21 protein-coding genes and 2 riboswitches are annotated in these 25077 nt (G+C 44.9%); of the genes, 11 read left to right on the forward strand and 10 right to left on the reverse strand.

The features are described 5' to 3' along the window. Nucleotides 1–19 precede the first annotated feature (19 nt). Both ACTXGK_RS20305 and ACTXGK_RS20310 read left to right on the forward strand, forming a co-directional pair. Nucleotides 20–910, forward strand: coding sequence for an alpha/beta fold hydrolase (locus ACTXGK_RS20305; protein WP_443516662.1), 891 nt, complete (start codon nt 20–22; stop codon nt 908–910). Between the two features lie 69 nt (nt 911–979). Further along, nucleotides 980–1768 carry a CPBP family intramembrane glutamic endopeptidase gene (locus ACTXGK_RS20310; RefSeq protein ID WP_443516664.1) on the forward strand — a complete coding sequence of 263 codons (789 nt, stop codon included), beginning with the start codon at nt 980–982 and terminating at the stop codon, nt 1766–1768. 66 nt (nt 1769–1834) lie between these two features. On the opposite strand, the gene dusA is transcribed toward ACTXGK_RS20310, so the two are convergent. The 3 genes from dusA to ACTXGK_RS20325 form a co-directional block, all read right to left on the reverse strand. Next, complete coding sequence (dusA, locus tag ACTXGK_RS20315) at nt 1835–2818, reverse strand: tRNA dihydrouridine(20/20a) synthase DusA (RefSeq protein ID WP_443516666.1); 984 nt, start codon at nt 2816–2818, stop codon at nt 1835–1837. 109 nt (nt 2819–2927) lie between these two features. Continuing rightward, nucleotides 2928–4232, reverse strand: coding sequence for an MFS transporter (locus ACTXGK_RS20320; protein WP_443516668.1), 1305 nt, complete (start codon nt 4230–4232; stop codon nt 2928–2930). 223 nt (nt 4233–4455) lie between these two features. Then, nucleotides 4456–6099, reverse strand: coding sequence for a phospholipase D family protein (locus ACTXGK_RS20325; protein ID WP_371532462.1), 1644 nt, complete (start codon nt 6097–6099; stop codon nt 4456–4458). Between the two features lie 429 nt (nt 6100–6528). Between ACTXGK_RS20325 and ACTXGK_RS20330 the strand changes: the two genes are divergently transcribed. The 4 genes from ACTXGK_RS20330 (at nt 6529) to ACTXGK_RS20345 (ending at nt 10414) form a co-directional block, all read left to right on the forward strand. Further along, entirely contained in the window at nt 6529–7821 is a 1293-nt protein-coding gene (locus ACTXGK_RS20330; RefSeq protein WP_443516670.1) for an O-succinylhomoserine sulfhydrylase, read from the forward strand. An 80-nt stretch (nt 7822–7901) separates the two neighbouring features. Then, nucleotides 7902–8231 (forward strand): YbaB/EbfC family nucleoid-associated protein, encoded by a 330-nt coding sequence (locus ACTXGK_RS20335; protein ID WP_025651278.1) that lies wholly within the window; start codon nt 7902–7904, stop codon nt 8229–8231. A 118-nt stretch (nt 8232–8349) separates the two neighbouring features. Continuing rightward, nucleotides 8350–8943 carry a recombination mediator RecR gene (gene recR / locus ACTXGK_RS20340; protein ID WP_186474225.1) on the forward strand — a complete coding sequence of 198 codons (594 nt, stop codon included), beginning with the start codon at nt 8350–8352 and terminating at the stop codon, nt 8941–8943. 136 nt (nt 8944–9079) lie between these two features. Continuing rightward, a complete protein-coding gene (locus ACTXGK_RS20345) occupies nt 9080–10414 on the forward strand; it encodes a ribonuclease D (RefSeq protein ID WP_443516672.1) in 1335 nt (444 codons plus the stop codon). Nucleotides 10415–10619: 205 nt separating this feature from the next. Here ACTXGK_RS20345 and ACTXGK_RS20350 read toward each other — a convergent pair whose 3' ends face one another. Next, on the reverse strand, nt 10620–11324 hold the full coding sequence (locus tag ACTXGK_RS20350) for a lipase family alpha/beta hydrolase (RefSeq protein WP_443516674.1): 705 nt from the start codon (nt 11322–11324) through the stop codon (nt 10620–10622). 103 nt (nt 11325–11427) lie between these two features. Between ACTXGK_RS20350 and ACTXGK_RS20355 the strand changes: the two genes are divergently transcribed. After that, nucleotides 11428–11916 (forward strand): hypothetical protein, encoded by a 489-nt coding sequence (locus ACTXGK_RS20355; protein WP_443516676.1) that lies wholly within the window; start codon nt 11428–11430, stop codon nt 11914–11916. Between the two features lie 113 nt (nt 11917–12029). Here the strand turns inward: ACTXGK_RS20355 and gcvP are convergent, their stop codons facing one another. The 4 genes from gcvP to gcvT form a co-directional block, all read right to left on the reverse strand. Then, nucleotides 12030–14927 (reverse strand): aminomethyl-transferring glycine dehydrogenase, encoded by a 2898-nt coding sequence (gene gcvP / locus ACTXGK_RS20360; protein ID WP_443516678.1) that lies wholly within the window; start codon nt 14925–14927, stop codon nt 12030–12032. A 64-nt stretch (nt 14928–14991) separates the two neighbouring features. Then, entirely contained in the window at nt 14992–15750 is a 759-nt protein-coding gene (locus ACTXGK_RS20365; RefSeq protein WP_443516679.1) for a nitroreductase family protein, read from the reverse strand. Between the two features lie 339 nt (nt 15751–16089). Continuing rightward, nucleotides 16090–16470: a glycine cleavage system protein GcvH gene (gene gcvH, locus ACTXGK_RS20370; RefSeq protein WP_201598259.1), complete on the reverse strand. Its 381-nt coding sequence runs from the start codon at nt 16468–16470 to the stop codon at nt 16090–16092. 117 nt (nt 16471–16587) lie between these two features. Next, the gene (gene gcvT, locus ACTXGK_RS20375) at nt 16588–17769 is read right to left on the reverse strand and encodes a glycine cleavage system aminomethyltransferase GcvT (protein ID WP_443516680.1); all 1182 of its coding nucleotides are present in this window, start codon (nt 17767–17769) and stop codon (nt 16588–16590) included. A gap of 168 nt (nt 17770–17937) precedes the next feature. After that, nucleotides 17938–18086, reverse strand: a riboswitch (glycine riboswitch). Between the two features lie 54 nt (nt 18087–18140). After that, nucleotides 18141–18272, reverse strand: a riboswitch (glycine riboswitch). Between the two features lie 261 nt (nt 18273–18533). Between gcvT and ACTXGK_RS20380 the strand changes: the two genes are divergently transcribed. From ACTXGK_RS20380 to ACTXGK_RS20395, 4 genes are all read left to right on the forward strand, one after another. Beyond that, a complete protein-coding gene (locus tag ACTXGK_RS20380) occupies nt 18534–18854 on the forward strand; it encodes a YcgL domain-containing protein (RefSeq protein WP_201598249.1) in 321 nt (106 codons plus the stop codon). A 312-nt stretch (nt 18855–19166) separates the two neighbouring features. Beyond that, entirely contained in the window at nt 19167–19763 is a 597-nt protein-coding gene (locus tag ACTXGK_RS20385; protein WP_443516682.1) for a hypothetical protein, read from the forward strand. A gap of 275 nt (nt 19764–20038) precedes the next feature. Continuing rightward, nucleotides 20039–20887, forward strand: coding sequence for an AAA family ATPase (locus ACTXGK_RS20390; RefSeq protein ID WP_443516683.1), 849 nt, complete (start codon nt 20039–20041; stop codon nt 20885–20887). Between the two features lie 57 nt (nt 20888–20944). Continuing rightward, nucleotides 20945–22168: a vWA domain-containing protein gene (locus ACTXGK_RS20395; RefSeq protein ID WP_443516685.1), complete on the forward strand. Its 1224-nt coding sequence runs from the start codon at nt 20945–20947 to the stop codon at nt 22166–22168. A gap of 135 nt (nt 22169–22303) precedes the next feature. On the opposite strand, the gene ACTXGK_RS20400 is transcribed toward ACTXGK_RS20395, so the two are convergent. Together ACTXGK_RS20400 and ACTXGK_RS20405 are read right to left on the reverse strand one after the other, a co-directional pair. After that, the gene (locus tag ACTXGK_RS20400) at nt 22304–23113 is read right to left on the reverse strand and encodes a phosphodiester glycosidase family protein (protein ID WP_443516687.1); all 810 of its coding nucleotides are present in this window, start codon (nt 23111–23113) and stop codon (nt 22304–22306) included. A gap of 70 nt (nt 23114–23183) precedes the next feature. After that, complete coding sequence (locus ACTXGK_RS20405; protein ID WP_443516689.1) at nt 23184–24995, reverse strand: FMN-binding glutamate synthase family protein; 1812 nt, start codon at nt 24993–24995, stop codon at nt 23184–23186. Nucleotides 24996–25077: the final 82 nt, after the last annotated feature.

The following is a 25077-nucleotide window of genomic DNA, read 5'->3' on the forward strand; positions in this document are numbered from 1 at the left end:
CATCCCACGAGAGCCTGTTATGAGTGATGAAATCAATTTGCAGACCTTTGCTGCGCTACCTGTCTCCAAGATAACAAAAAAGCCTGTACTACATTTTGCCCATGCCAATGGGATGCCAAGTGCTGTCTATGAGCCATTTTTTGCAGGATTATCAGCATTTTTTACGATTGAATATATTACCATGTTGGGTGACACGCCTGATTATCCAGTAGATAATCATTGGCGCAGTCTGACACAGCAGGTGATCGATAGCGTAAAAACTGCCTGCGAAAAGCACGGCGTCACTCAGGTGGTGGGCGTGGGTCACTCACTTGGCGCCATGTGTACCTTGCAAGCAGCGTACCGTGAGCCCAAGCTGTTTTCTCAAGCAGTGCTTATGGATCCGCCTTGGATTTATGGCAAAGTTAGCTTGTTATGGCATTTGGCAAAGACAGTAGATAAATTACCTCTTACGAGTAAACGCTTGATGGATAAATTGTCGCCAGCGGGTATCTCTAAGCATCGCCGTGATGTGTGGGAGAGTCGAGCAGACGCGTATGAAAAAATGCGGCATAAAGGGTTTTTTAAAAACTTTGATGAGCGCAGCTTCCAAGGATATATCGATCATGGCTTGCATGAGCGCGCGGATGGTAAGGTCACATTAGCTATTCCTAAAGCTAATGAAGTAGAAGTGTTCCGTACCAACCCTTCTTGGTATTGGTTGGCACCGAATCGCGGCCCTAAAGTGCCTGTTACCTTGATTATCGGTCAAGATAGTATCTTTTTAAAACGTCGGTTTCCCCAACAGATAAAGTCGCGCTTGGGTATTCCTTATGAGACTCATGAGGGTGGCCATATGTTCCCACTTGAGCACCCAGAGTCTGTAGCGCAGCAGGTACTCGAACTGATTAAGCAGCAACTATCAAAATAAAAGCAACGTATCGTTATGCAAGCTTGTGTCTAATACAAGCTGACAGCGTATTTTTTAAGTGACATATATATGCCAAAAAACGTGACAGCTTCACCGGATATCACAACATCGCTTGAGCGTCCGCCGTTATTTTCACGCGTTGGTACATTTATGCTGACGGTAGGGATGGTGATTGCGTTTTTTATCAGTCAGTTGGTAGGCGTCTATATCGCTGGCAAGCTGGTATTACCTGCGACTAAAAATGCCTCGATGGGGGATATTTTCTTTTTTGGCAGTAACGATGGAACAGTCGTGAGCTTATCAATACTCATAGGCTGCGTGCTGCTGATGACAACCAGTATTCTCATTATTCGTATAAGAGGCGGTGAATGGCGGCAGTATCTAGCATTAAAGCCGTTTTCATTTTCGGTGGGTATGGGCATGCTAGGATTGCTGTTGATATTTATGATAGTCAGTCAGGCGCTGACCTATATGCTGGATATGACGCCGCTGGTATTTGTAGATCCGTTGTACCAATCTGTTAGTTCAGTGTGGCTGCTGGTCTTTGCAATGGTCGTGGTTGCACCCATTTACGAAGAAGTGGTCTTTCGTGGCATATTATGGTCAGCTATTGCAGAGCAGTTCAAGGAGCCGTTGTATCCAGCGCACCGCGGTGCAATAGTTGCGAGTATCGTGACCAGTTTGATATTCGCCATTATCCATGTACAGTATGGCATTTATGAAATCAGTACCATTGTCGTTTTGGCATTAATATTTTGTTATGCACGTATCAAGTCAAGGTCGCTATTACTGCCAATCGTACTGCATATTGTTAATAATGGCGTAGCGATGTGGCAGTATCTTGCGCAAGCGGCGTAGATAAAATGCTAACCACGACAATAGCTAGCATGTGAATTCTATCAAGCCAGTTATACCAACATTTAGCTATGCGTCAGGATTTAACGATAACACTTCATCGGCTGCTCGTTTAATGTCATCGAGCGTTAGCTGAGGTTTGCCACTTAGTGCTTGCCGCCATTTGCGTGCACCCATCAACCCTTGAAACAATCCTAGATAATGCCGTGTCATCGTGGGTAGTGCTTCACCTTTTGCGATTTGTTCTTGTAGATAAGGGTAGAGCTGCTCTAAAATCTCTGAGCGCTTAGGTATCGCGTCGGGTGCTGCCTCGTTCCATAAGCTATTGGCTTCTGCTAATAGATACGGGTTCTGATAAAACGCCCGACCAATCATCACGCCATCGATATGTTGCAGGTGCATTTTGATGTCTTCAATGGTATCGATACCACCATTGATCTCGATATCGAGTTCAGGAAAATCTTGTTTGAGACGATAGACATCCTCGTAGCGTAGCGGTGGTATCTCGCGGTTTTGCTTGGGACTCAGCCCTTGTAGCCACGCGGTACGTGCATGAACGATGAAACGCGTACAGCCAGCCGCTGCGACTGTCTGTACAAAATCTACCATAAACTCGTAACTGTCAAAGTCATCGATACCGATACGGTGTTTGACCGTTACGGGGATATCGACTGCAGCTTGCATGTGCTTGACCAAGTCAGCAACAGTCTGAGGCTCTGCCATTAGACAGGCACCTATCTTGTTGTGTTGTACGCGATCAGAAGGACAACCAACATTGATATTGACTTCATCATAGCCGTATTGCTGAGCAAATTCGGCGCATTGTGTCATCTCACTGATATCTGCCCCGCCAAGCTGCAACACCAGTGGATGCTCGAGTGTGTCAAAGCGTAGGTGCCGTGCGCGGTTACCGTGTATCAATGCACCGGTGCTAATCATTTCGGTATACAGGTACGTGTGCGGGTTAAATAGTCGCGCAAAGTAACGGTAATCTGTCGTTGTCCAATCGATCATTGGCGCAACTGAGAGGCGTTTGTTGGTCATATCAACCATGATTGTTAAGCCTTAATATTTGTGTCTGAAATAAATGGATAAGGTGCAATGGACGAGACGACCCATTGCACCTTAATTGTTAATCTCTATGTAGATATTGATCAGTTGATTACAAGATCACATGATCAATTTTTTTGATTTCAGGCAGATTGTAAAAGTATAGCCCCATAATGATACCGATAAAGCCAATAAATGCAATGTATAACGCTGGCGAGAAACTGATGAGTGTCGTCGCATAACCAAGTCCAAAAGGTATCAACACACCAGTAATAACCTGCGTGACATTATTGCAAAAAGCAACGCCTGTGAGACGGACGTTGGTCGGAAACAACTCGATGAGAATGCCAGGTACCATACCGACAATGCCTGCACAGAAGCCCAAAATCGCATACATGATTAAAATATAGTCGCCACCTGCTTGCAAATGGTAAAAGAAAGCCAGCATTTGAGCGATAAGTAAAATAGAACCAGTCACTAGAATTTTGCCAAAATTGTCATGATTAGAAATAAGGCCATAGAATATACAACCAAAAATCATAAAGATGATGCCCAGACTATGAGAAAAATTAAACAAGTCAGTATCTAAAGCAAAGTTTATTGCTATTAAATCAGGCAACATCAGAATAATAACGGAGGTGATACTAGAGATGATTAATGTCAGTACCATACCGACAAATATGGAGTGCTTGCAGTGTTTGAATAGTATAGTGAGCGGTTTGCGTACGTCAGTACCAATTTTGGGCTTGTCCAATGCCAGAAAAAAGGGGGTTTCTCCAACGAGTCGCCACACTAATAACGGCAAAAAGCTCAATACAGCAGCAACCAGAAATGGCAAACGCCAGCCGTAGTCGGTCAATTGATCCGTCGTCATAATGCTAGAAAGCCACATAAAAAACGCGTTAGAAAACAGCACACCTACTAAAAAGCTGGCAGTCACATAGCTACAGGCTACTGACAGATACTGACGAGGAACATGCTCTGCCACAAATACCCAAGATAAAGGAACATAGAGGCCGTACGCCATACCCTGTATTATTCTTAAGAGAATAAACAAAGCAGGAGCAAGCGCGCCCCACTGTGCATAAGTGGGCAAGAATGCCATTGCCAGCAGACTGAGTGCAGTGACAACTATCGCAATCAGTAGGACGGGTTTTCGACCTTTTATATCGCCATAACGCCCAAAGAGAATGCCTCCGATTGGCCGTGCTAAATAACCGATAACAAACAACCCCATTCCTTGCAGCTTAGCAACCGTAGGGTCACTATTAGCGGGGAAAATGGCAGCTGAGACAATGTCTGCAATGTACAAATAAATCAAAAAATCAAAAAAGATTACAGCGCTGATAAAGCTGATAAACATTACGACGTTTTTGTCTTTAGCAGACATCAAGGCATATTTAGAACGAGTCGGCATAATAGATCACGCATCCACGGAGTAAAGTGGTCATTAAGACGATCATCGTTTAGATAACCGTGCACAATAAAAACCGGCAAATCAATGCATAGAGATAATGATTTGCCGAAAAAATAAACTTAGAGATTTATACGAAAGACTTCGATGACAGGACGTTGATCTAACAGAAATTAGACTTTTTATCCTGAATGTTTAAGCGTTGATGTGTAGGACATTTCACATGTTATAGCAGCCAGTCAATGGGTAACCATGACATGATGGTCAGCCAAACATGGTCACTCATGTCAACGCGTGGCTCTGAGTCATAAACAACTTCTTTACCATCTTCCATGGTATGCCACTCCAAGCTACCGTTGTCTAGCAGCTTAACTTCATAGGCTTGGTTTAACAAATCATCACTCAGCGCCCCGTGCAGCTGTCTTGCCAACTCATCATCATTGATGATGACACCCATTTCAGTATTGATATTGGCAGAGCGAGGGTCAACGTTGTAGGAGCCGATAAACACTTGATAATCGTCTACCGCAAACGTTTTTGCATGTAAGCTCGTTGATGACTGACTACGCGCTCGCCAGAGTTTATTGTCACGTTTTTCTTCAGCTGCCGTTGATTTTAGCTCATATATTTTGACGCCTGAACGAAGCAGGCTAGGGCGCCATTGACTATAACCAGAATGAACAGCGGTCACGTCAGTCGCATCAAATGAGTTGGTCAATATTTTGATGTCAACGCCAGATTCGGCTAGCTTCACCAAGGTATCAACCCCATCTTTGGTCGGGACAAAATAAGACGAGATGATGGTCAGTTTTTTGGTTGGGCTACCGAGTAACGTACGCAGTTGATGCACCAAGTTGGTCTCAGATGAGACGCTTTTGGACAGCTTACCAACATCGTCACTCAAAAACTGCATATCTGTCCAACGAAACGGCACACGCTTGTTGATCAGATCAGTGTCTATCGTCGAGTCTTTGATGGCAGCTTTATAGACCGTCAAGCTACTGCCTTCGTTATTTTCTTCATCTATACCCAGCTTGTCCAAGGCCTTTAAGAAATCAGGCGTGACATCATCGTCAAATTTGGCTAAAGTTTCGATGTCAAACGACAGCGGCGATGACCAATAACTGGCAAAGCTATTATCAATGTCTGCGACGACTTTACCAATCAGTAAAACATCCAAATCCGCAAACTGGCTGCTTTGATCGTTACTCAGGTACTCATTACCGATATTACGTCCACCGATAATGGTAATCTGTTTATCAAACGTCATGCTTTTATTGTGCATACGGCGATTGATACGCGGTAAACCAGTGACGTAGTTCAATGTTGAAAACTTACGATGCATCAACGGATTGATGATACGCACCGCGATATTAGGGTGGCTCGCAAAACGTAGCAAATGCTGATCAAACTTTGCACTGTTATTAAAATCATCCAACAACAAACGCACGATCACACCGCGCTCAGCGGCTTCCCACAAGTCTTTTAATAGCAGTTGACCAGCCTGATCATTGTGCCAAATATAATACTGCGCATCGATATTGCGCGTGGCCATACCCGTTAAGATACTACGGGCGGCAAACGCATTTGCCCCAGTGACGATCGGATGATAGCCTGACAAATCAGGGTGAATTTCATTTTGCGCACTAACAGCGGCCACTAGATCAGTATTGTTGGTTGTAGTCGCTGTATTTTGCTCAATCTTTGGGCTGTCTTCTTGTTGGTATAGAGCATTGACTCGCGCTGATAGCGCTTGGCTCTCAGGTAGATGCGGCTGTTTGGGTAGGCTTTGGCAAGCGCTCAGGCCTAAAGTCAGCCCAAGTGTCAGACTCAACGATAAGCTGCTTGGTTCTATACTGAACATCGACATAACGAATTTACCTTAATGAGCCTAAATATACTGATAAATAAAATGCATGGATAAGTAATTTGCTGAAATTGTTCATTTATTTTTAAGGATGATAGCATTGATTGGACGGTCTATAAAAATATCACTAACGCCAAAATTCAAATCGTCGCTAAGCTTAGCAGCTGTTAGCATATCTGCCTATTATAAATACGTTATTTTTGTTAGGTTTGACGATTGATTTTATCGTGATTCATTGTCGGTTAAATCTGCATAATGGCTGTCATATTGAACATCCAGTTATTTTAATAGGCAAAACTAATAATTAGATGTTATCTGAAAGCAGATGTGTGGAATAAGTCGGCATGTTATGATAACGCTGATGAATTTGCTTGATAATCAAAAAAATAAGCAGTCCTTTTATACCAACCAAAACAAAGCAACGGAACGTTTATGAGTCAGTCGCAAACGAAAGATGAGAATAATTTGAACCAAAAAAACTCAAACGATGGGTTAGATCCAAACTGGCGTAACGATGCCTTAGATTTAGGACTAGGTTACGGTATGCAGACGATTGCTGTGCGGGCAGGTCAACATCGTACCGACGAGGGCGAGCATTCAGAGCCGATCTTTACCACCAGCTCTTATGTTTATCAGTCAGCCGCTGATGCCGCTGCTCATTTTGACGGTACAAAGACAGGAAACGTTTACTCTCGTCATACCAACCCAAGCGTCCGTACTTTTGAGCGTCGTCTCGCCGCGCTAGAAAATGGCGAGCGTGCGGTTGCAACTGCATCAGGCATGGGTGCGATTTTGACCATGTGCTTGGCATACCTAAAAGCAGGCGACCATCTGCTCGCTGCCAATCAACTGTTCGGCTCGTCTATCGGTCTGTTTAACAACTATATGGCCAAGTTTGGCGTTGAAGTCAGCTATGTTGATTGCTTTGACAATGAGGCATGGGCTAATGCCGTTCAACCAAACACCAAAGTGATCTATTGCGAAAGCCCAAGTAATCCATTGGCGCAGATTTGCGATATCGGTTATTTGAGCGAGCTGTGCAAAGCTAATGACATATTACTGGTCGTCGATAACTGTTTTGCCACGCCAGCATTGCAGCGTCCTCTTGATTTGGGTGCCGACGTGGTGATTCATTCTGCCACCAAATATTTGGATGGTCAGGGTCGTGTACTTGGCGGGGCGTTGGTTGGTAGTGACAAGCTAATGCAAGAAGCGTTTACAGTAGTGCGCTCAGGCGGTATCAGCATGAGCCCGTTTAATGCATGGGTGTTTACTAAAGGGCTTGAAACGCTGAAACTCCGAATGCAAGCGCATTGTAACAACGCCAATCAAGTCGCAGAATTTTTGGTCAATCACCCTAACGTCAGTACCGTACATTTCTCCGGCCTAAGTGACCATCCTGCACACGATCTGGCCACACGTCAGCATCATATGAAAGACGGTTACGGTGCTATCATGGGCTTTGAAGTCAAGGCATCTGATAGCCGTAATACGAAAGAAGCGGCTTGGCATGTGATTGACTCGACTCAAATGGTCTCTATCACCAATAATTTGGGCGATGCTAAAACCACGATTACTCATCCTGCGACGACCACACATTTCCGTCTCACCCCTGAGGCTCGTGCCGAAGCTGGCGTTAAAGATGGTCTGATTCGTCTATCAGTCGGTTTGGAAGATGTCGAAGATATTATTAAAGATTTGGCGCGTGGTTTAGACAGTTTGTAAAGATAGCGGTATAATGCCGTCAGTATTTTATTTTAAACTTTAAATTATCCCATTTATTATTATAAGACAAAGAGGCAGCTATGAACATTCAAGCATTGATGCAACAAGCACAAACGATGCAAAAGAAAGTAGAAGCAAACGTTGAAAACGCCAAGAAAGAGCTTGCGAACAAAGAAGTGCAAGCAGAAGCGGGCAGTGGTCTGGTTAAAGTCACCATGACTGGTCGCCATGTGGTCAAGCGTTTGACCATCGATCCAAGTCTGCTAGAAGATGAGCCAGATATGATCGAAGATCTTATCGCTGCCGCTATCAATGATGCGGTGCGTCAAGCGGATGAGCTATACGAAGAAACCATGGCTGGCGCGACCTCAGGCATGGGTCTGCCACCAGGCATGCAAGGCATGTTCTAAGCATTAAATACTTTAGACTGAACACAAAAATGGGGTTGTTATCGACACGATACGACCCCATTTTTATAGCTACGGTTTTTTAAATTAAGTTAAATTCAGTCAACTAAAGGAAGCTACTTTGCTTACAGCCAAATTTGATCAGCTGGTCAAACAGCTGCGTATATTGCCAGGCGTGGGTCAAAAAAGTGCCCAACGAATGGCGCTACATTTGCTTAGTAAAAAACGTCCGCAGGGCATGGCACTCGCCCAAGCACTAGATGAAGCGATGCGCGATATCGTTGAATGTCAGCGCTGTCATAGCTTTAGTGATGAAGCGGTGTGTCCACTATGCCAAGACCCTAGGCGTGATGATGGGTTGCTGTGTGTGGTCGAGACAGCGGCAGATGTGATGGCTATCGAGCAAACGGCAGGGTATCGTGGTCGCTATTTTGTGCTTGGTGGACATTTATCTCCGATTGATGGGATCAGTGCAGATGACTTAAATATTGATCAGCTGGTATGGCGGGTCAAACAAGAGCCTGTTGAAGAGATTATACTGGCGACAGGTACGACGGTTGAGGGTCAGACCACCGCACATTTTATTAGCGAGGCGGTCAGTCGTCATGTCAATAAAGTTACACGTTTGGCACAAGGGGTACCGATGGGCGGCGAGCTTGAGTATCTAGATAGTATGACGCTGGGTCAAGCCATGCAAAACCGCTCTTTTTTATAAGGTTTTGCTTGCATCAAAGTCTTGCCCCTTTCATTCTATGAAATTGTTATAATTGCTTTATTATTGTTCTCTTTTCTAATTTTATTAAGACGCAGTATCGCGTTTTATTTTCTCCTATTTATGCAGGTATCTGCCCGTGTCCAACAACGTTTTAAACGCTTCAGTCAAATCAAATCCTTCCGAGATTACTGATAACTCATCACAAAAAGCAGCTGATACTGAGATGACATCAGTGGCTACACCTTCGGAATCAAATGACGATGCACTGGATGTTGATGCAATTGATATCGATGCACTGCTGGATATCGCTGATGCCGTCGATGTTACTTGGGTGCGTGAGCAGCACCAATTGGCTGAGGTTATCAATGCCTTGGCAACTTGTGGCCGCGTCGCACTGGATACTGAGTTTATCAAGCGCGACACCTATTATCCCCGTCTGGCACTCGTACAGTTAAATACGGGTAATCACGTATATTTACTAGATGCGCCTGAGTTGCAATTATCTGAGCTGTGGGACGCACTACGCAAAGTCGATGTGGCCATCTGGCATGCTTGCGGCGAAGATTTAGGCATTTTTTATCTGCTATCTGGTTGTCCGCCATTGACCAATATCTTTGATACGCAAATTGCGTTGTCTTATTTAACCGGTCAATTACAAATGGGCTATCAGCAGGCATTGGCAGATCAGCTAGATATGCATATCGATAAAGAGCACAGTCAGTCTGATTGGCTACAGCGCCCATTGACAGATGAGCAGGAGCAGTATGCCATCGATGATGTGCGTTATTTGCCAGCGCTGTATCTTAGTATCGAGCATGCGCTTAAGGTGCAAGGGTTATATGATTATGTCTGGGCTGACTGTCAGCTCTATGCCAGTGATTTGTATGACTTGCAGCACGTTGAAGATGAAGCGATGTATCTGACAATGGCTGATTATCGTTATAACTCGCAGCAAATGGCGATACTCAAAGGGATTGCGACGTGGCGAGAAGAGCTGGCACGTGCGACCAACCAGCCGCGTACGTTTATTATCAAAAAGCAAGCGGTACGCGAGATCGTCACTGAAAAACCAAACAGCATGCGTGAGCTTTCGCACAAAACGACGATGCACCGTAGCATGCTGCGCTTATACGGTGAAGAGCTGCTTAAGATAATAAGAGAAGCCAAAAGCCTATCACCTGCTGAGCATCCAGCTTGTCTAGTGCCGCCATATCGCTCAAAAAACAAAATCTTGTCAAAAGCAGTGCAGCAATCGATTGATGATCACGCTAAGGCTATTGGCGTGCCTAGCAGCGTTTTAATGCGCAAAAAATGGCTAGGACAGCTATATGAAGTCATTGCTCTTGATAAAGATCTCAGCGAATTACCGCAAGGGTTAAAAGGCTGGCGCAATGACTGGGTCGTCCAGACGTTGATTCCAGTGATCAGCAAGCATAAAACTGAATTGCAGCAAGGGATGGGTATTAGATAGAAGGTACAGCCAACTCAAAAAATTGATGCCTAATTTCACATTGCTTGTTTTTTAAACCAATTTTTTTAAATCAATCAACGGCAGTATCAATTTTTTCTCTATCGATAAATGGCCGTTTTGACAATCTTGCTTATACTTTTGCTCAGTCATATCTATTCAATTATTCGCTGTCATCTAGGGTATTTTACGTATTAAAAAATATGCCCTAGTGTTCAAACTCACCGTTTTCTAAAAAGTAAATCACTTGCCGAGCCACTTCTTTATTGACCAGCATGCCTGTATGGGTAACGGGAAGGACGATATGGTCGTTGGCGCATTCTAGTCGTGTTTCGCTGACGTAGACAGTGCCATCATGAGCACAGTTTTCTGCCACTGCTGATTCGCCTTCTTTATTCAGTTTGCGATTATGATATTGCAAAAAAGGTTGTCCCAAGCCGCGCGGTTTATCGCCTGCAATCACGCCTAGATGGATATGTTCAGGACAGGACGTTGCTGTACCATCGAGGGCATCGATATAAGAACGTCCTACAATCAAAGGACTCAGGCGCCACACATAATCGGCGCAAACACTCCCCACATGCGGCGTACCCAGCGTAACGCAGCGCCCAATTTGCCATTTGGGATAATTGGCCAAAAAATCACGAATAATCAATCCACCCAAGCTATGACCGACCAAATCTATTGGCTGATCGGGGTTATGGTTGGCGCTCAGCCACTCATGTAGTCGCTGGCTGTTGGTTTTGATACTGTCGCGCATGCTGCGATAGCTGTATTGATGGGTGGCAAAGCCTTGCGCTTGTAGACGCTTCGCTAATGGACGCATCATCCAAGTCGTTTGATGCAAGCCATGTATCAAAATCACAAGGTTTTTTCGTTTAGGCGCTTTTTGTTCCATGTCTTTTTGTTGCATAATAATATCCAAATGAGTAACATTATAAGGTTTTTTATCGACGCTTGTTTATCAAAACGAGCGGATAGACAGACATCTTATATTAGCGCTTTAGGGGTAAGGGTTGTCAAATTATCTGAGTTTTTTAATTTCAATGTCAGCTATTTTTTCGCTGTCAGGTTGTGCTACAAATAGAGTAGATAGACCACCAATTGTTCAAGTAGATACGCCAGAAATGATAGTAGCAAGCGAACTTATGCCAGCTAGGACACCTCTGCAAATTGCGACTTGGTCTCCAGATAAAACTGATGGTCGATTTGTAGCGATGACAGCTGGGTATTTGACAAAATTTAATAACTGCCTTGCTTTGACTAGGGATAGTGACGAGGTGCCGACAAAAGATAATAGTCTTCTGCTAGTATTAGCGGATACGTCTTTTTCGTGGGATGCTGCTGGGGAAGTACTACTATTTGAAGGAAAGCCTTATAAGATTGGCGATGAGCTTTATCTTGGTGGCGGAGCATTTACTTATCCTAAAGGAATCCTGACAGGTGAAAATATAAAGCTCAACTGGATAGACTGTGGTTTGAATAAAGGTTGGTTGGGCGGTTAAGTCTCATTAATAGTGTAAAAATTTAACAATGCACGTATAAAACAAAACCGCCAAATCAGCGACTGATTTGGCGGTTTTTTATAAAATAAACGAGCAGTTATCGAAAGTGATAATTACATATAGTTTTCGATACTTGGACATGAGCACATAAGGTTCTTGTCACCATAAGCATCATCGACGCGCGCGACACTTGGCCAGAACTTGTTTGCACGGATGTAAGGCAGTGGGAACGCAGCAGTCTCACGGCTGTATGGATGCGTCCATTCTTCACCAGTAATCATAGCAGCCGTATGAGGTGCATTGACCAATGGATTGTCTTCTAGCGTCCAGTTGTCTTCACCCGCTTTGGCTTTCATCGCTTCAGCTTTGATAGATTTCAGCGCACTGATAAAGCGATCTAACTCTTCTTTTGACTCAGACTCTGTGGGCTCAATCATCAGCGTGCCTGCAACTGGGAAGCTCATCGTTGGTGAGTGGAAACCATAGTCCATCAAGCGCTTAGCGATATCGCTTTCAGTGATGCCAGTCTCTTCTTTTAACGGACGAATATCGATGATACATTCGTGAGCCACGCGGCCGTTTTTGCCTGCATATAGGACAGGGTAGTGACCTTTTAGCTCAGCTGCTACGTAGTTGGCGTTTAGCAAGGCAAGCTCGGTCGCTTTTAGTAGACCATCACGGCCCATCATAGCAATGTACATCCATGAGATTGGCAAGATGCTTGCTGAACCATAAGGCGCAGCCGATACCGCTGAGCAGTCTTTTTGTGCATTATGCACAGGGCTTAGCGTATGGTTGGCCATGAAGGGTGCCAAATGCGCCTTCATACCGATAGGGCCCATACCTGGACCGCCACCGCCATGCGGGATACAGAAGGTTTTGTGCAAGTTCATATGAAGTACATCAGCCCCAACGTCTGCAGGCTGCATCATGCCTACCTGAGCATTCATATTGGCGCCGTCCATATAGACCTGACCACCATGCTTATGGGTCAAATCACAGATATGACGGATGCCTTCTTCAAACACGCCATGAGTCGATGGGTACGTGATCATTAAAGCGCCCAAACGCTCGCTATGCTCTTCACACTTGGCGGTTAAATCATCGATATCAACGTTGCCGTTTTCATCAGTTTTGACCACGACGACTTTCATACCCATCATCATGGCGGTAGCAGGGTTGGTACCGTGCGCTGACTGAGGAATCAAGCACACATCACGATTGGTCTCGCCCAATGACTCATGATAACGGCGAATCGCGAGCAGACCAGCATACTCACCAGAGGCGCCAGAGTTTGGCTGCATAGAGACATCATCAAAACCAGTGATGGCTTTTAATTGATCTTGCAAGCTATCAATCATCGCAATATAGCCAGTGACTTGGTCACGTGGTGCAAAAGGATGCACGTTGGCAAACTCAGGCCAAGTAATTGGTAGCATTTCACTGGTGGCGTTAAGCTTCATGGTACAGCTACCCAGTGAAATCATGCTACGGTTCATCGCTAGATCTTTGTCTTCAAGCGACTTTAGGTAGCGTAGCATTTCATGCTCGGTATGATGCGAGTTGAATACTGGATGAGTCAAGATGTCATCCGTACGTAGGTGTGCGCTGTCAAGTGAGACGCGAGCGGTTTCAGGTAGATCGTGTGACTTGTTGACGAACAACTGAGTCAACGTGTTGAAGTCTTGCTGATCGCTGGTTTCACTAAAGGCAACGCTCAATTTGGTGTCGCTTAGACGCCATAAGTTGTAGCCGACGTTGTCTGCATTTTTAAAGATTTGCGTAGCCAGTTTTTCTGAACCACAATCAACCACGACTGTATCGAAGAATTGATCATGTACCACGCTCAAGCTGTTGTCATTCGCTGCTGTGATGGCATCAGCAAACGCAGTCGCAAACGCATGAATACGAGTCGCGATGCGTTTTACACCGCCTGGACCATGATATACCGCGTACATACCAGCGAGATTGGCGAGCAATACTTGCGAGGTACAGATGTTTGAGTTGGCTTTTTCGCGGCGGATATGCTGCTCACGCGTTTGTAGAGCCATACGCAGAGCTGTATTGCCTTGTGCGTCTTTTGATACGCCAATGATACGACCAGGCGCTGAACGCTTGGCTTTATCAGAGAACGCAAAATAAGCGGCATGTGGACCACCAAAGCCCATTGGAATACCAAAACGCTGAGTACTACCTAGCGCTACGTCGGCACCCATATCAGCTGGTGATTTTAATAACACCAAGCTCATGATGTCACTGACGACGCTGACATAGGTTTTGTTTTCTTTTACTGCACTGATGACGTCTGTTAAGTCTTTAACGTCACCTTCAGCACCGACATACTGGAATAGAGCACCGAAGTAGTCGCCAGATTTAGCCGTTTCAAAATCACCAACGACGACTTCCCAACCAAAGTATTTGGCGCGAGTATTGATGACATCTAGCGTTTGTGGATAGACACGCTCATCGACGAAATACTGGATTGATTTACTTTTGCTCACACGCTTTGACATCGCCATCGCTTCTGCAGCTGCTGTTGCTTCATCAAGCAATGACGCACCAGCCAGCTCAAGACCTGTTAGATCAATACATACTTGTTGGAAGTTCAGCAATGCTTCTAGACGACCTTGAGCGATTTCTGCTTGGTAAGGCGTATAAGCGGTATACCAGCCTGGATTTTCAAGGACGTTGCGCTGAATGACGGCAGGCATACGAACCGGAGAGTAGCCTTGACCGATATAGCTTTTGTTAACAGTGATGTCATCTGCCATCGTGCGTAGTTTGGCAAGTGCCGCATGCTCACTCATCGCCACTGGCAAATCCAGCTCTTTGTGCAGACGTACTGGCTCAGGCACAGTGTCATTGATAAAGCTTTGCATATCTTTATAACCAACAGCGCTGAGTAGGTCAGCTTGCTTGGTTTCGTTCGAACCTAAGTGGCGATAGACAAATTCAGCTTCGTTGAACAATCCTTGAAAGGTATCAAACGATGGGTTTTGAGAGATAGTCATGACAATCCTTGGTTAAGGGAGTAATAAACAAAATAGCAATTAAGGGAATAATGTGAGCGGTACGTTATACGTAATGCACAAACTGTTTTTGATCAAAGCGGAACTGGGTGTTGTAAACGCCATTGTCAGCGCGCTCGCCTGCGCCAAGCATCATAACGATATGATGGTCGTCGCTAAGATTGAGCAACGCTTTCATGGCAGGCTCATCAAAGCCGCCCATAGGACAGCTATCAAACCCATGAGCACGTAATGCTAGCATGAGGTTTTCGGCGGCAAGTGCAGTGTTATTGGTTGCCCAGTTTTTGGTATCTTCAAACGTATAGTAAGGCGATTTAATTGGGCCTTTTACGCGTCTGGCCACTTGCGTTGCGCCCCATTTTGCAGCCGAAACCACGTTGGCTGGGCCGCGCAAGAAGTCCATCGTGACGACTTTGTTGTAGTAGTCTTTCACTTTCTTTGGCACTGGCTGATCAGGGTATTCGCGCAATACTTGCTGAGCGTGATCGTGCCAAATGTCCGTACGAGCAACGATGGCAATCAGACGAGCTGATGTTTTTGCTGCGTTTTGATTCATGCAGTTTTTGACGGCACGTTTGCGATTGTCAGCATCGTCGATAACATAAAATTCCCACGGCTGTAGGTTACTAGAGTTTGGCGCTAGCATGGCCAAACGCAGACAGTCTGCCAATACATCGTCAGGGATAGGTGTGTCAGTAAAACGGCGCACGGAACGGCGTGATTCTACGATATCGCGAAATGCTTGTAGCTGCGGCGTATGGTTTGGTGTGGCAATGGGGTCTTTATTATCGGTGTTGGCATTCATATTAGGATCCATGCTGAGAATTGGGTTATCAGTTTGAGTCGTTATTGATAGCACGTATTCATTGGGATTCGAATAGGTGATCAATACGAGTCAATGAGATAACGCTTGGTAGCAATAACATCGGACGATAATGATTGTTGGAGATCTACATATAAAGCTACTTTCAAATAACAAGCATGGTTAATGAGCCAATACTTTTAATGAGAAAAGTTTTCAAATCGTTTAAATAGAGAGTATAGATACCAGCTGTTGCCAGTATCTATGACGTTTAGTCGGGGCTAGTGCTTTGTATAAGCTAAAGTCTTGCAAGTGCTAATGTCTTGCGAGAGTATGCTTAGCTTATAAGTCGCTTTCGTACTCGTCAGCAGTCATTAGTGCTTCGTAGTCAGCGATGTTGTCAGGCTTCATTCTGAAGAACCAACCTTCGCCATATGGGTCAGAGTTGATGATTTCAGGATCATCTTCTAGTGCTTCATTGATAGCGATAACTTCACCTGAAATAGGGGCATAAACGTCAGAAGCGGCTTTTACTGATTCAACGACTGAAACTTCGTCATCAACAGCGATGATATCGCCTACATCTGGTAGTTCAACGAACACCACATCACCCAATAGATCTTGAGCATGGTCAGTGATACCAACAGTGATCGTACCGTCGTCTTCTAAGCGTAGCCACTCGTGACTCGCAATATATTTTAGCTCTGCTGGGATGTTGCTCATGGTCTCTCTCCTAAGTGATAGAGGTTAATTAACAAAAATAATGGAGGCTGGGCGCGTCGTCGTTTTTATAATTATGTCTAAAACGACAACGCGCTCTAATAATAAGATTTATAAGACCTAAGAGTCAAACTGCTGCTTGCCATTACGGACAAAAGGCAGCTTCAATACGCGTACATCAACGAACTTACCTTTGCCGCGTAAATCGACCTGTACGTTATCATCTTCTGATAAGCTGGCAGGCACGCGAGCAATCGCGATGGAGTTTTTTAGGCTAGGGGAGAATGTACCGCTGGTGATAATGCCAGTTTGCTCATTGTCAGTGCCTTGATTGATAGTCACCGTCATGCCTTCACGCAATACGCCACGCGTGGTCAATAGTAGACCCACTTGCTTCATAGCAGTGTTGTCTTCTTTTGACTGCTTACGTTTGCTGACTAAGGCTTCACGGCCGACAAAGGCACGGTCGTCTTTTAGTGCAAGCGTCCAGCCCATGTTGCACTCGTAAGGGCTGATGGTCTCGTCCATGTCATGGCCATAGAGGTTCATGCCTGCTTCCATACGCAAGGTATCACGTGCGCCAAGACCAGCAGGTTTGATGCCATTTGCTTTTAGCTGCTCAAAGAAAGCAGAAGCATCATCGGCATGCATAATGACTTCGACGCCATCTTCACCAGTATAGCCAGTACGAGCCACAAACCAATCGGTTCCTTCGATATCGGTCAAGTCAGCACCAACGAAAGGTTTTAGCCTTGCTAAGGTATCTGCCCAGTTTGGTTTGGCTTGAGCCAGCTTTGCAATAGCATTTGGACCTTGAACGGCGAGCATAGCAAGCTCAGGTCGCTCGGTAATCTCAATATTGAAACCTTCGGCGACTTTATTAAATTGTGCCAAATCCTTGTCACGAGTGGCCGCGTTAGAGACGATACGGTACTCAGTCTCCTCTGCATTCATGAGGTAGACGATCAAATCATCAATGACGCCGCCTTGCTCATTGAGCATGCCAGAGTACAGCGCTTTACCAGCGGTAGTGAGTTTGTTGACATCGTTTGCGAGCAGTCTTTGTAGCCATGCTTTGGTATCTGCGCCTTTGATATCTGTGACAACCATATGTGAGACATCAAACATACCTGCATCTGTACGTACTGCTTCGTGCTCTTCGATTTGTGAACCGTAATGAATTGGCAATTCCCAACCCGAAAAATCGACCAGTTTGCCCTCACTATCAATATGAGACTGGTAAAAAGGGGTGCGCTTTGGGGCTTGGTTGCTGCTAGAATCTTGAGAATGGGTATCAGTCATAACAAATCCTTATGTGTACATCAGTCGTACTCGGCAGAGTAAGGAGTGATGTGCAACGTAAAAGTAGCGAGAAGCAATATTGCGAAGTGCAAATATTACATCAAAGGGTGACACAGAAATCAAAGATAAAGACATAGGCCAAACAGACGCTGAACGTCGGTTTAAGCTAAAGCCCTATCTGTCCTGTGACCTGAGATTTTCAACACGAACCATCATTTTTGGGCAGTTATTTAAAAACTGCGGTTGATGGTAGCGTATTTTCTCCCCTTCGGTGGGTAAGACGTCGTCCGTTCTTACCACTCTCCAGATTTGTTATGCCTTATGTTTGTTCGCGATGCATAATTGATGGCATCAACGTAAACAATAATGACATACGTTTTTCAGTCCTTTTACCTGAGCGATTGGCAGGGTGGATGCGCCTTCGGTGGTCATATGGCAGTTTGTATCACCAATGCGGTTTGATACAAAATCTGTGCCGACAGACTCTCTCCTGAAAAACGCTTTTATTATGAAAGGTTCAAAGCGCTTTTACAAGTCATCAACGCTATTAAAGTAAATAAATTTGGCAAAAATGATGTTTTACTACGATAGTTTATTCAAGAGAGGCGAGTAGTAAGAAGAGATTTTTCATGTCTCCCAGCAGTTTTTAGACTGCTCAAAACAGCATAGAACAGCAAAAATTACGATAGCAAAACGCAAAGCGACTACTGGTATTTGCCTGAAATATGCTAACCTACGCCCATAGTTACTGATAGGTGGTTTTTATGCATTGCGATATCTATAAATTTCCCAAGCACGATGACATGTATGTGTATATTGCGCGTCCCGATTATCCTGATGATACCGATGAGATCAAAGATTGGCTTGGCGTACTGCCAAAGGATTTCCGTGCAGGTTTAGGTCGTAGCAAGTTTGTCATGCATCTTGATTTGGCGACGACGCCCACTCTGGCGCGTGTTGATAAAGAAGAAGTACTGGCAAAGCTAGAGTCCCAAGGCTATTTTGTGCAGATGCCACCACAAGATGTCATGCGCCGCCAAGCAGAGCTGCGCGCTCGTGAAGCGCAAGACAATATCTACGACTAGATACATTTTACGACTAGATAACATTGACGATGGGTATGCGTATTGGCAAGACGGTTGTGGCAAGGTGATTGAGAGAATTGTCTCTACAATGCTATGGATAAAACAATCATGACACATTTGGGCACATGCATTTGGGTAGAAAGTCGTGATAAACTGACATCCCATGACATCTACATAAAAAAATACAGATAGAAACGCACATGATGTGTGCATCGATTATGTATTTGATTTTATTTTGGTACGACAGAACGCACCATACACTGTTAGACACACAACGTGTCACCGGTGACAAACGCAGGTAATGAAACACGCATGGACTGGTTAAAAAACATCTTACATAGCTTACCATTAGAATCTATCAGTGACATTCTCGGTGAGATTGCCATTTGGTGGGGTCAAATGGTAAAAAACGTACCGCCCGCCGATTTGCCAATGTACGCTTATCTTGGCGGTTCCATTTTGGTGTTGGTGTTATGGTTGCTAGTCGCTCGCATATTGCCCAAACCATTAGGTGGTATGAGTTGGATGATACTGTTTGCAGTGTTATTGGCGCCAGGCACAGCGCTTGGTGATTCTAGTGAAATTGCACCAGCCAGTATCAGCGTCGTCTACGCTATTATGATGAAAGACTTCGCAGGCGCGATTGCCAATATGTTGCCAATATTGGTGGTACTGGTCATCGGTTTGTTTATCGGTTTTATGTGGCAGCTGATACGCGGCGCATTTGCGTCGAGCTTGGATAAAGCCCGAAGTCGTACGGCAGAGGATACGCAGGCGACGATGCAACTGACGACCGGCAGTTATTTGGCAGAAGGTGCTACTGTCACCGAACAGTCCGATACTAACGTAAATCTAGAAAAAGACAGTACATTAAATAAGAAAGCTAATAGCGATATGTCCGATAAATGATGAAAGTAGACTAAGCATTAATATAAAGTTATTGTCTTAAAAAATGACTGCATACCTGAATGAAAAGACACCAGTGCGTGTCTTTTTTTATGTCAGAGTGTTTACCAGTCATATGAGTAGTTAGAGGTATATAACCATGGTTCATAAAGGCGAACGCATGAGTATTTTGGCAATACGTCAGGCTGTGCTAATCTAATTTATCTTTTATTCATTATCAAACTTTTAGTCCTATTTATTCATAACAATTTATCTGTAACAACAAACGAGACCTGATTATGAGCAAGCAAACCTTTACCGGCACCCAAAATTATATCGCAACAGACGACTTACAACTGGCAGTGAATGCGGCCATGACATTACAAAAGCCGCTTCTTATCAAGGGTGAACCTGGTACGGGTAAGACATTGCTTGCAGAAGAAGTTGCTGAGAGTCTAGGGATGCCACTGATTACGTGGCACATCAAGTCGACGACTAAAGCCGAACAGGGGCTATATGAGTATGATGCGGTATCGCGCCTGCGTGACTCGCAGTTGGGTGATGACAAGGTTTATGAGATTGGTAACTACATCAAACCAGGCAAGCTGTGGGATGCCTTCACTAGCACTGAGCGCAGCGTACTACTGATTGATGAGATTGATAAAGCCGATATCGAGTTCCCAAATGACTTGCTACATGAGCTTGATAAGATGTCTTTTTATGTTTATGAGACGGGCGAGACTATAACAGCGGCGCAGCGTCCAGTGGTTATTATTACTTCAAACAATGAAAAAGAGCTGCCAGATGCGTTTTTGCGTCGTTGCTTCTTTCATTACATCGACTTTCCAGAAGAGCAAATCATGCGCCAAATCATAGAGGTGCATTTCCCCGATATTCAAGAAAAACTGGTCAACGACGCGTTGGATGTTTTTTACAAACTGCGCAACATTCAAGGCCTCAAAAAGCCACCATCCACGTCTGAGCTGGTCGATTGGTTGACGTTATTGCTCGCTGATGACATGGCGCAGGATGAGCTAGAAGAAAACTTACGCGGTGAAAAATCTATCCCACCATTATATGGTGCATTGCTGAAAAACGAAGCGGATGTGAATTTATTGCAGCGTTTTGCCAACATGATGCGTCGTTAAGCGTATCTAGGTGTTCAGTGCTTTTTCCGTTTTACGTCAATCAGTGGTGCGTCTCTTATGTTCATAAAATTATTCTATACCTTGCGGACTTACGGCGTGCCAGTCAGTACGCGTGAGCTACTCGATCTTAATGCTGCGTTAGACAAGGGTTTGATGATGCAGCCGTATCCTGAAGATCCAGCACTGGCGACTTTTGCGAGCCGTGAGGATATGTATCGGCTGATTCGGCTGTGCATGGTTAAAGATGAGCGCCATTTTGACAAATTCGATCGGGCAATGGCAGATTATTTTGAAGGGGTTGATAGCCTTGATATGGATGCGTTGTTGGCTAAGCTAACGGATGTGCCTAAAGAATGGCTCGATCTAAAGCTCGACCCAAAGAATTTAACCGAAGAGCAAAGACGTCTGCTAAAAAAATACGGCTCACTTGAGGAGCTGATGAAAGCGTTAGAGGAGCGGTTAAAAGAGCAAAAAGAGCGTCACCAAGGTGGTAGTAAATGGGTAGGGACGGGCGGCACCTCGCCATTTGGTGCTTATGGCGACCATCCAGAAGGAGTACGCGTCGGCGGTGAATCGCGTAAACGTAGCGCAGCAAAAGTCTGGGAACAGCGTAAATATCGTAATCTTGATGATGATAATCAACTGGGTACACGCCAAATCCAAATGGCACTACGCAATCTACGTCAGTTTGCGCGCACAGGCAGCGCGGATGAGCTTGATATTCATGAAACGATTAAACGCACCGCCAAAAAGGGTGTGCTTGATATACATATGCAAGCTGAACGCCGCAACCGAGTCAAGGTATTGATGCTATTTGATGTGGGCGGTAGTATGGATATCCATGTCGAAGCACTTGAGAAACTGTTCTCTGCGGCAAAGAACGAGTTTAAAACATTAGAGTTTTTCTATTTTCATAACTGCTTGTATGACTATGTGTGGAAGGATAATAATCGTCGACATAGCGCACCGATGCCAACGTTTGAGCTGCTCAATAAATATGGTCGCGAGTATCGTGTCATCTTCGTCGGTGACGCATCGATGTCCCCGTATGAGCTGATGACCGTGGGCGGTAGCGTCGAGTATATGAACAATGAAGCCGGTATTGTATGGCTAAAGCGTGTACTGGAACATTTTGACAAAGTGGCGTGGCTCAATCCTGAAACACCAAGCTATTGGCAATACACGCAAACCATCGTTGAGATCAAAAAGCTATTCGAAAATAAGATGTATCCGATGACGCTACACGGTGTTGAGGAGATGACCCAGTACATGGCGCGATAATATTAGTCTACCTTTTAACGAGTAATATGAAAAAAGCACTTAAGACGATATTAGCGTTTTAAGTGCTTTTTTATGTTAAGTAGTGCCAATTTTGAGGAGGCATATTGGTGACAAATGCTATGGTAAAGAGGGATACTAGTTTTTATTTTCAACCAGTCCAATCATAACGCCCATCTCTTTTTTGTCTTGTTTATCGATAGTAGGTGCATACAGTGCTGAGGCAATGCCGCCATCCAAAAACAGTGCATTTGAACAACCTAGTTCGTCTTTGAATAGAGTAGCAAACTGATAAAACGTCACAGGCTCATCTGTATTGACGAATTGTATGTTGCCATCTCGGCAAATACCTGCACCGTTACGCAGTTTGATGGAAGTGCTATCAGGATTGAACTGCGGATGTATCTCGTCATTGATGACCAGCATAGGACCAGATTGCGTCGCATACCAAGGCTTTGCGTTGCCAGTAGTTATCTGCTCATCTAAGGCATGACTTTCGGTGATTTGCACGTGACCAGCTTTGTCCCACCACATAACGCCATTGGGTAATAAATGAAAATTGCCACCACCTTCTTTTAGATTGAGCGATTTGACTTCTTTGCCTTTGATGACGGTATAGCCAATCGGTGCATAGTTTTCGTTGTACATTCCTGCATTCATGGCAAAATTTAAAGTTTCAGTCTTTGGTAAAGTAGATAGCAACGTATCAAAGGTCAGTAGTGGTCGGTCATTAGAGGCTTGCCAAAACAGCTGGAGTGAATAACGATCGTTTGTTAATTCACTTGCATCCACACGGCAAACGCTATATGTAAATGGCGAGTCTTTTGTCTGGCATGACCAATTGTCTGTGTCGCTATTGACAGTATCTGTGTCTGTCTGCTGGCAAGCGCTAAGGCTTAGCGCAAGCACTATCAATGATAACGATAAGGTCAAAATGGAGGTTGGCATCAATCACACGTCTTTTAACATAGGGGTATTTGTGGTTTGTGTTTAATGAATAATTTTTGCGTACTACCTTTTAGTCGCTACTAGGCGGATAGTCACGGAAGGTATTATTCACATTGCCGATGAGTTGTCCACCATCGGTTGTGATCGAGTGGTCAGTATCATACATAGAGCGGTGTCCAGTGGGTGCGCTGGTTTCTTTGCCTCTATCACGGGAGTCTTTATTATAAGCAATGAGCGCATCATTATTGGCTAAGAAACTATCAGGATTGGCCATCACCCACATTTGATTGAAAATATCCGCACGTGCGCTATTATCAAGTAATGCGCCCTTATCCGTAAAGTAAAAAAACTTAGATAGCAGCTTAATCTGCCCGTCATCTAGACGGCGGGCGATATGATAAGGTTGCAGCTGACTCGGATGCTGTAAACCCACCGCGCCGACGATGCTGGCCAATGATTTGAGTGTGTTTTTATGGAAGCTTGCTACGCGCTCTGCTTTGCTAGGCACATCGAGGGCCTTTTGACGGTAAGGGTCTTGGGTAGCCACGCCTGTCGGGCAAGTATTAGTATGACAAGAGCGCGACTGAATACAGCCAACCGCAAACATAAAGCCGCGTGCCGAGTTACACCAATCGGCACCTAGCGCAATCATACGTGCGATATCAAACCCTGAGACAATCTTGCCACTGACGCCAAGTCTGATCTTGTCACGAATGCCTGCACCGACCAAAGTGTTATGAACAAGCAAAAACCCTTCGACCATCGGCATGCCGACATTGTCCATAAACTCAACAGGCGCCGCACCTGTACCGCCTTCGGCACCATCAATAACAATAAAATCAGGATAGTTATCCGTCTCTATCATGGCTTTGACAATCGCCATAAATTGCCAAGGCTGACCCACGCATAGCTTAAAGCCAACAGGCTTGCCGCCAGATAATTCACGTAGCTGCTGCCAAAATTCTACAAGCTCACGCGGTGTACTAAACGCGGTATGCGAGGCGGGCGAAATACAGTCTTGACCCGTCGGCACTTGGCGAGTATCGGCAATCTCTTGAGTGATTTTGCTCGATGGTAACACGCCACCTTTACCCGGTTTGGCACCTTGCGACAGTTTGATTTCAATCATTTTGACTTGTGGATCGACGGCTTTTTCGGCAAAAGACTGTGGGTCAAAATTGCCTTCGGCATCACGACAACCAAAATACCCTGTACCTAACTCCCAAATCAAATCGCCACCAAACTTGCGATGATAAGGGCTGATCGCGCCTTCACCAGTATCATGGGTAAAGCCGCCAATTTTGGCACCTTGATTGAGCGCCATAATGGCGTTTGCTGATAGACTGCCAAAACTCATCGCCGAGATGTTGAATACCGACATGTCATGTGGCTGCTGGCAACGCTCGCCGCCAACAGTGATACGAAAGTCTTTGTTTTCTAACGGCTGGCTAATGGCGGATTGCAAAAACCATTCTTTACCATGAGTATAGAGATTATCTAGCGTACCAAATGCATTGGTATCGCTGACGTTCTTTGCCCGTTGATACACTAGCGCGCGCTGCTGGCGTGAAAACGGCACTTGCTCTTTGTCATCCTCAAGCAAGTACTGACGAATCTCAGGACGAAAATCCTCTAGTACGTAGCGTATATGTCCTGCTATCGGATAGTTTTTTAGCACTGAATGCTTGGACTGAATCAGATCATAAATACCGAGGCCTACGCCAAAACCTCCAATCACAATTAGCCAACCGTGCATCAGCAGCAATCCTGCTAATAATAGACAAATGGCTGCACCCAGCGTGCTATAGCGCAGTAGCAACCCGACAAAATACGGCGAGCTAGTTTTGGGTTCAGGGTGTAGATTGGTACGAGATTCAGGCATAACGAGGCTCAACAGTCACTGTAAATATAGATAAGACGCTCAAATTTGTCGCGTATATCATACACCGATGCTATCGCCACGT

This window comes from Psychrobacter sp. T6-5 (assembly GCF_052258485.2).
Taxonomy (GTDB): domain Bacteria; phylum Pseudomonadota; class Gammaproteobacteria; order Pseudomonadales; family Moraxellaceae; genus Psychrobacter.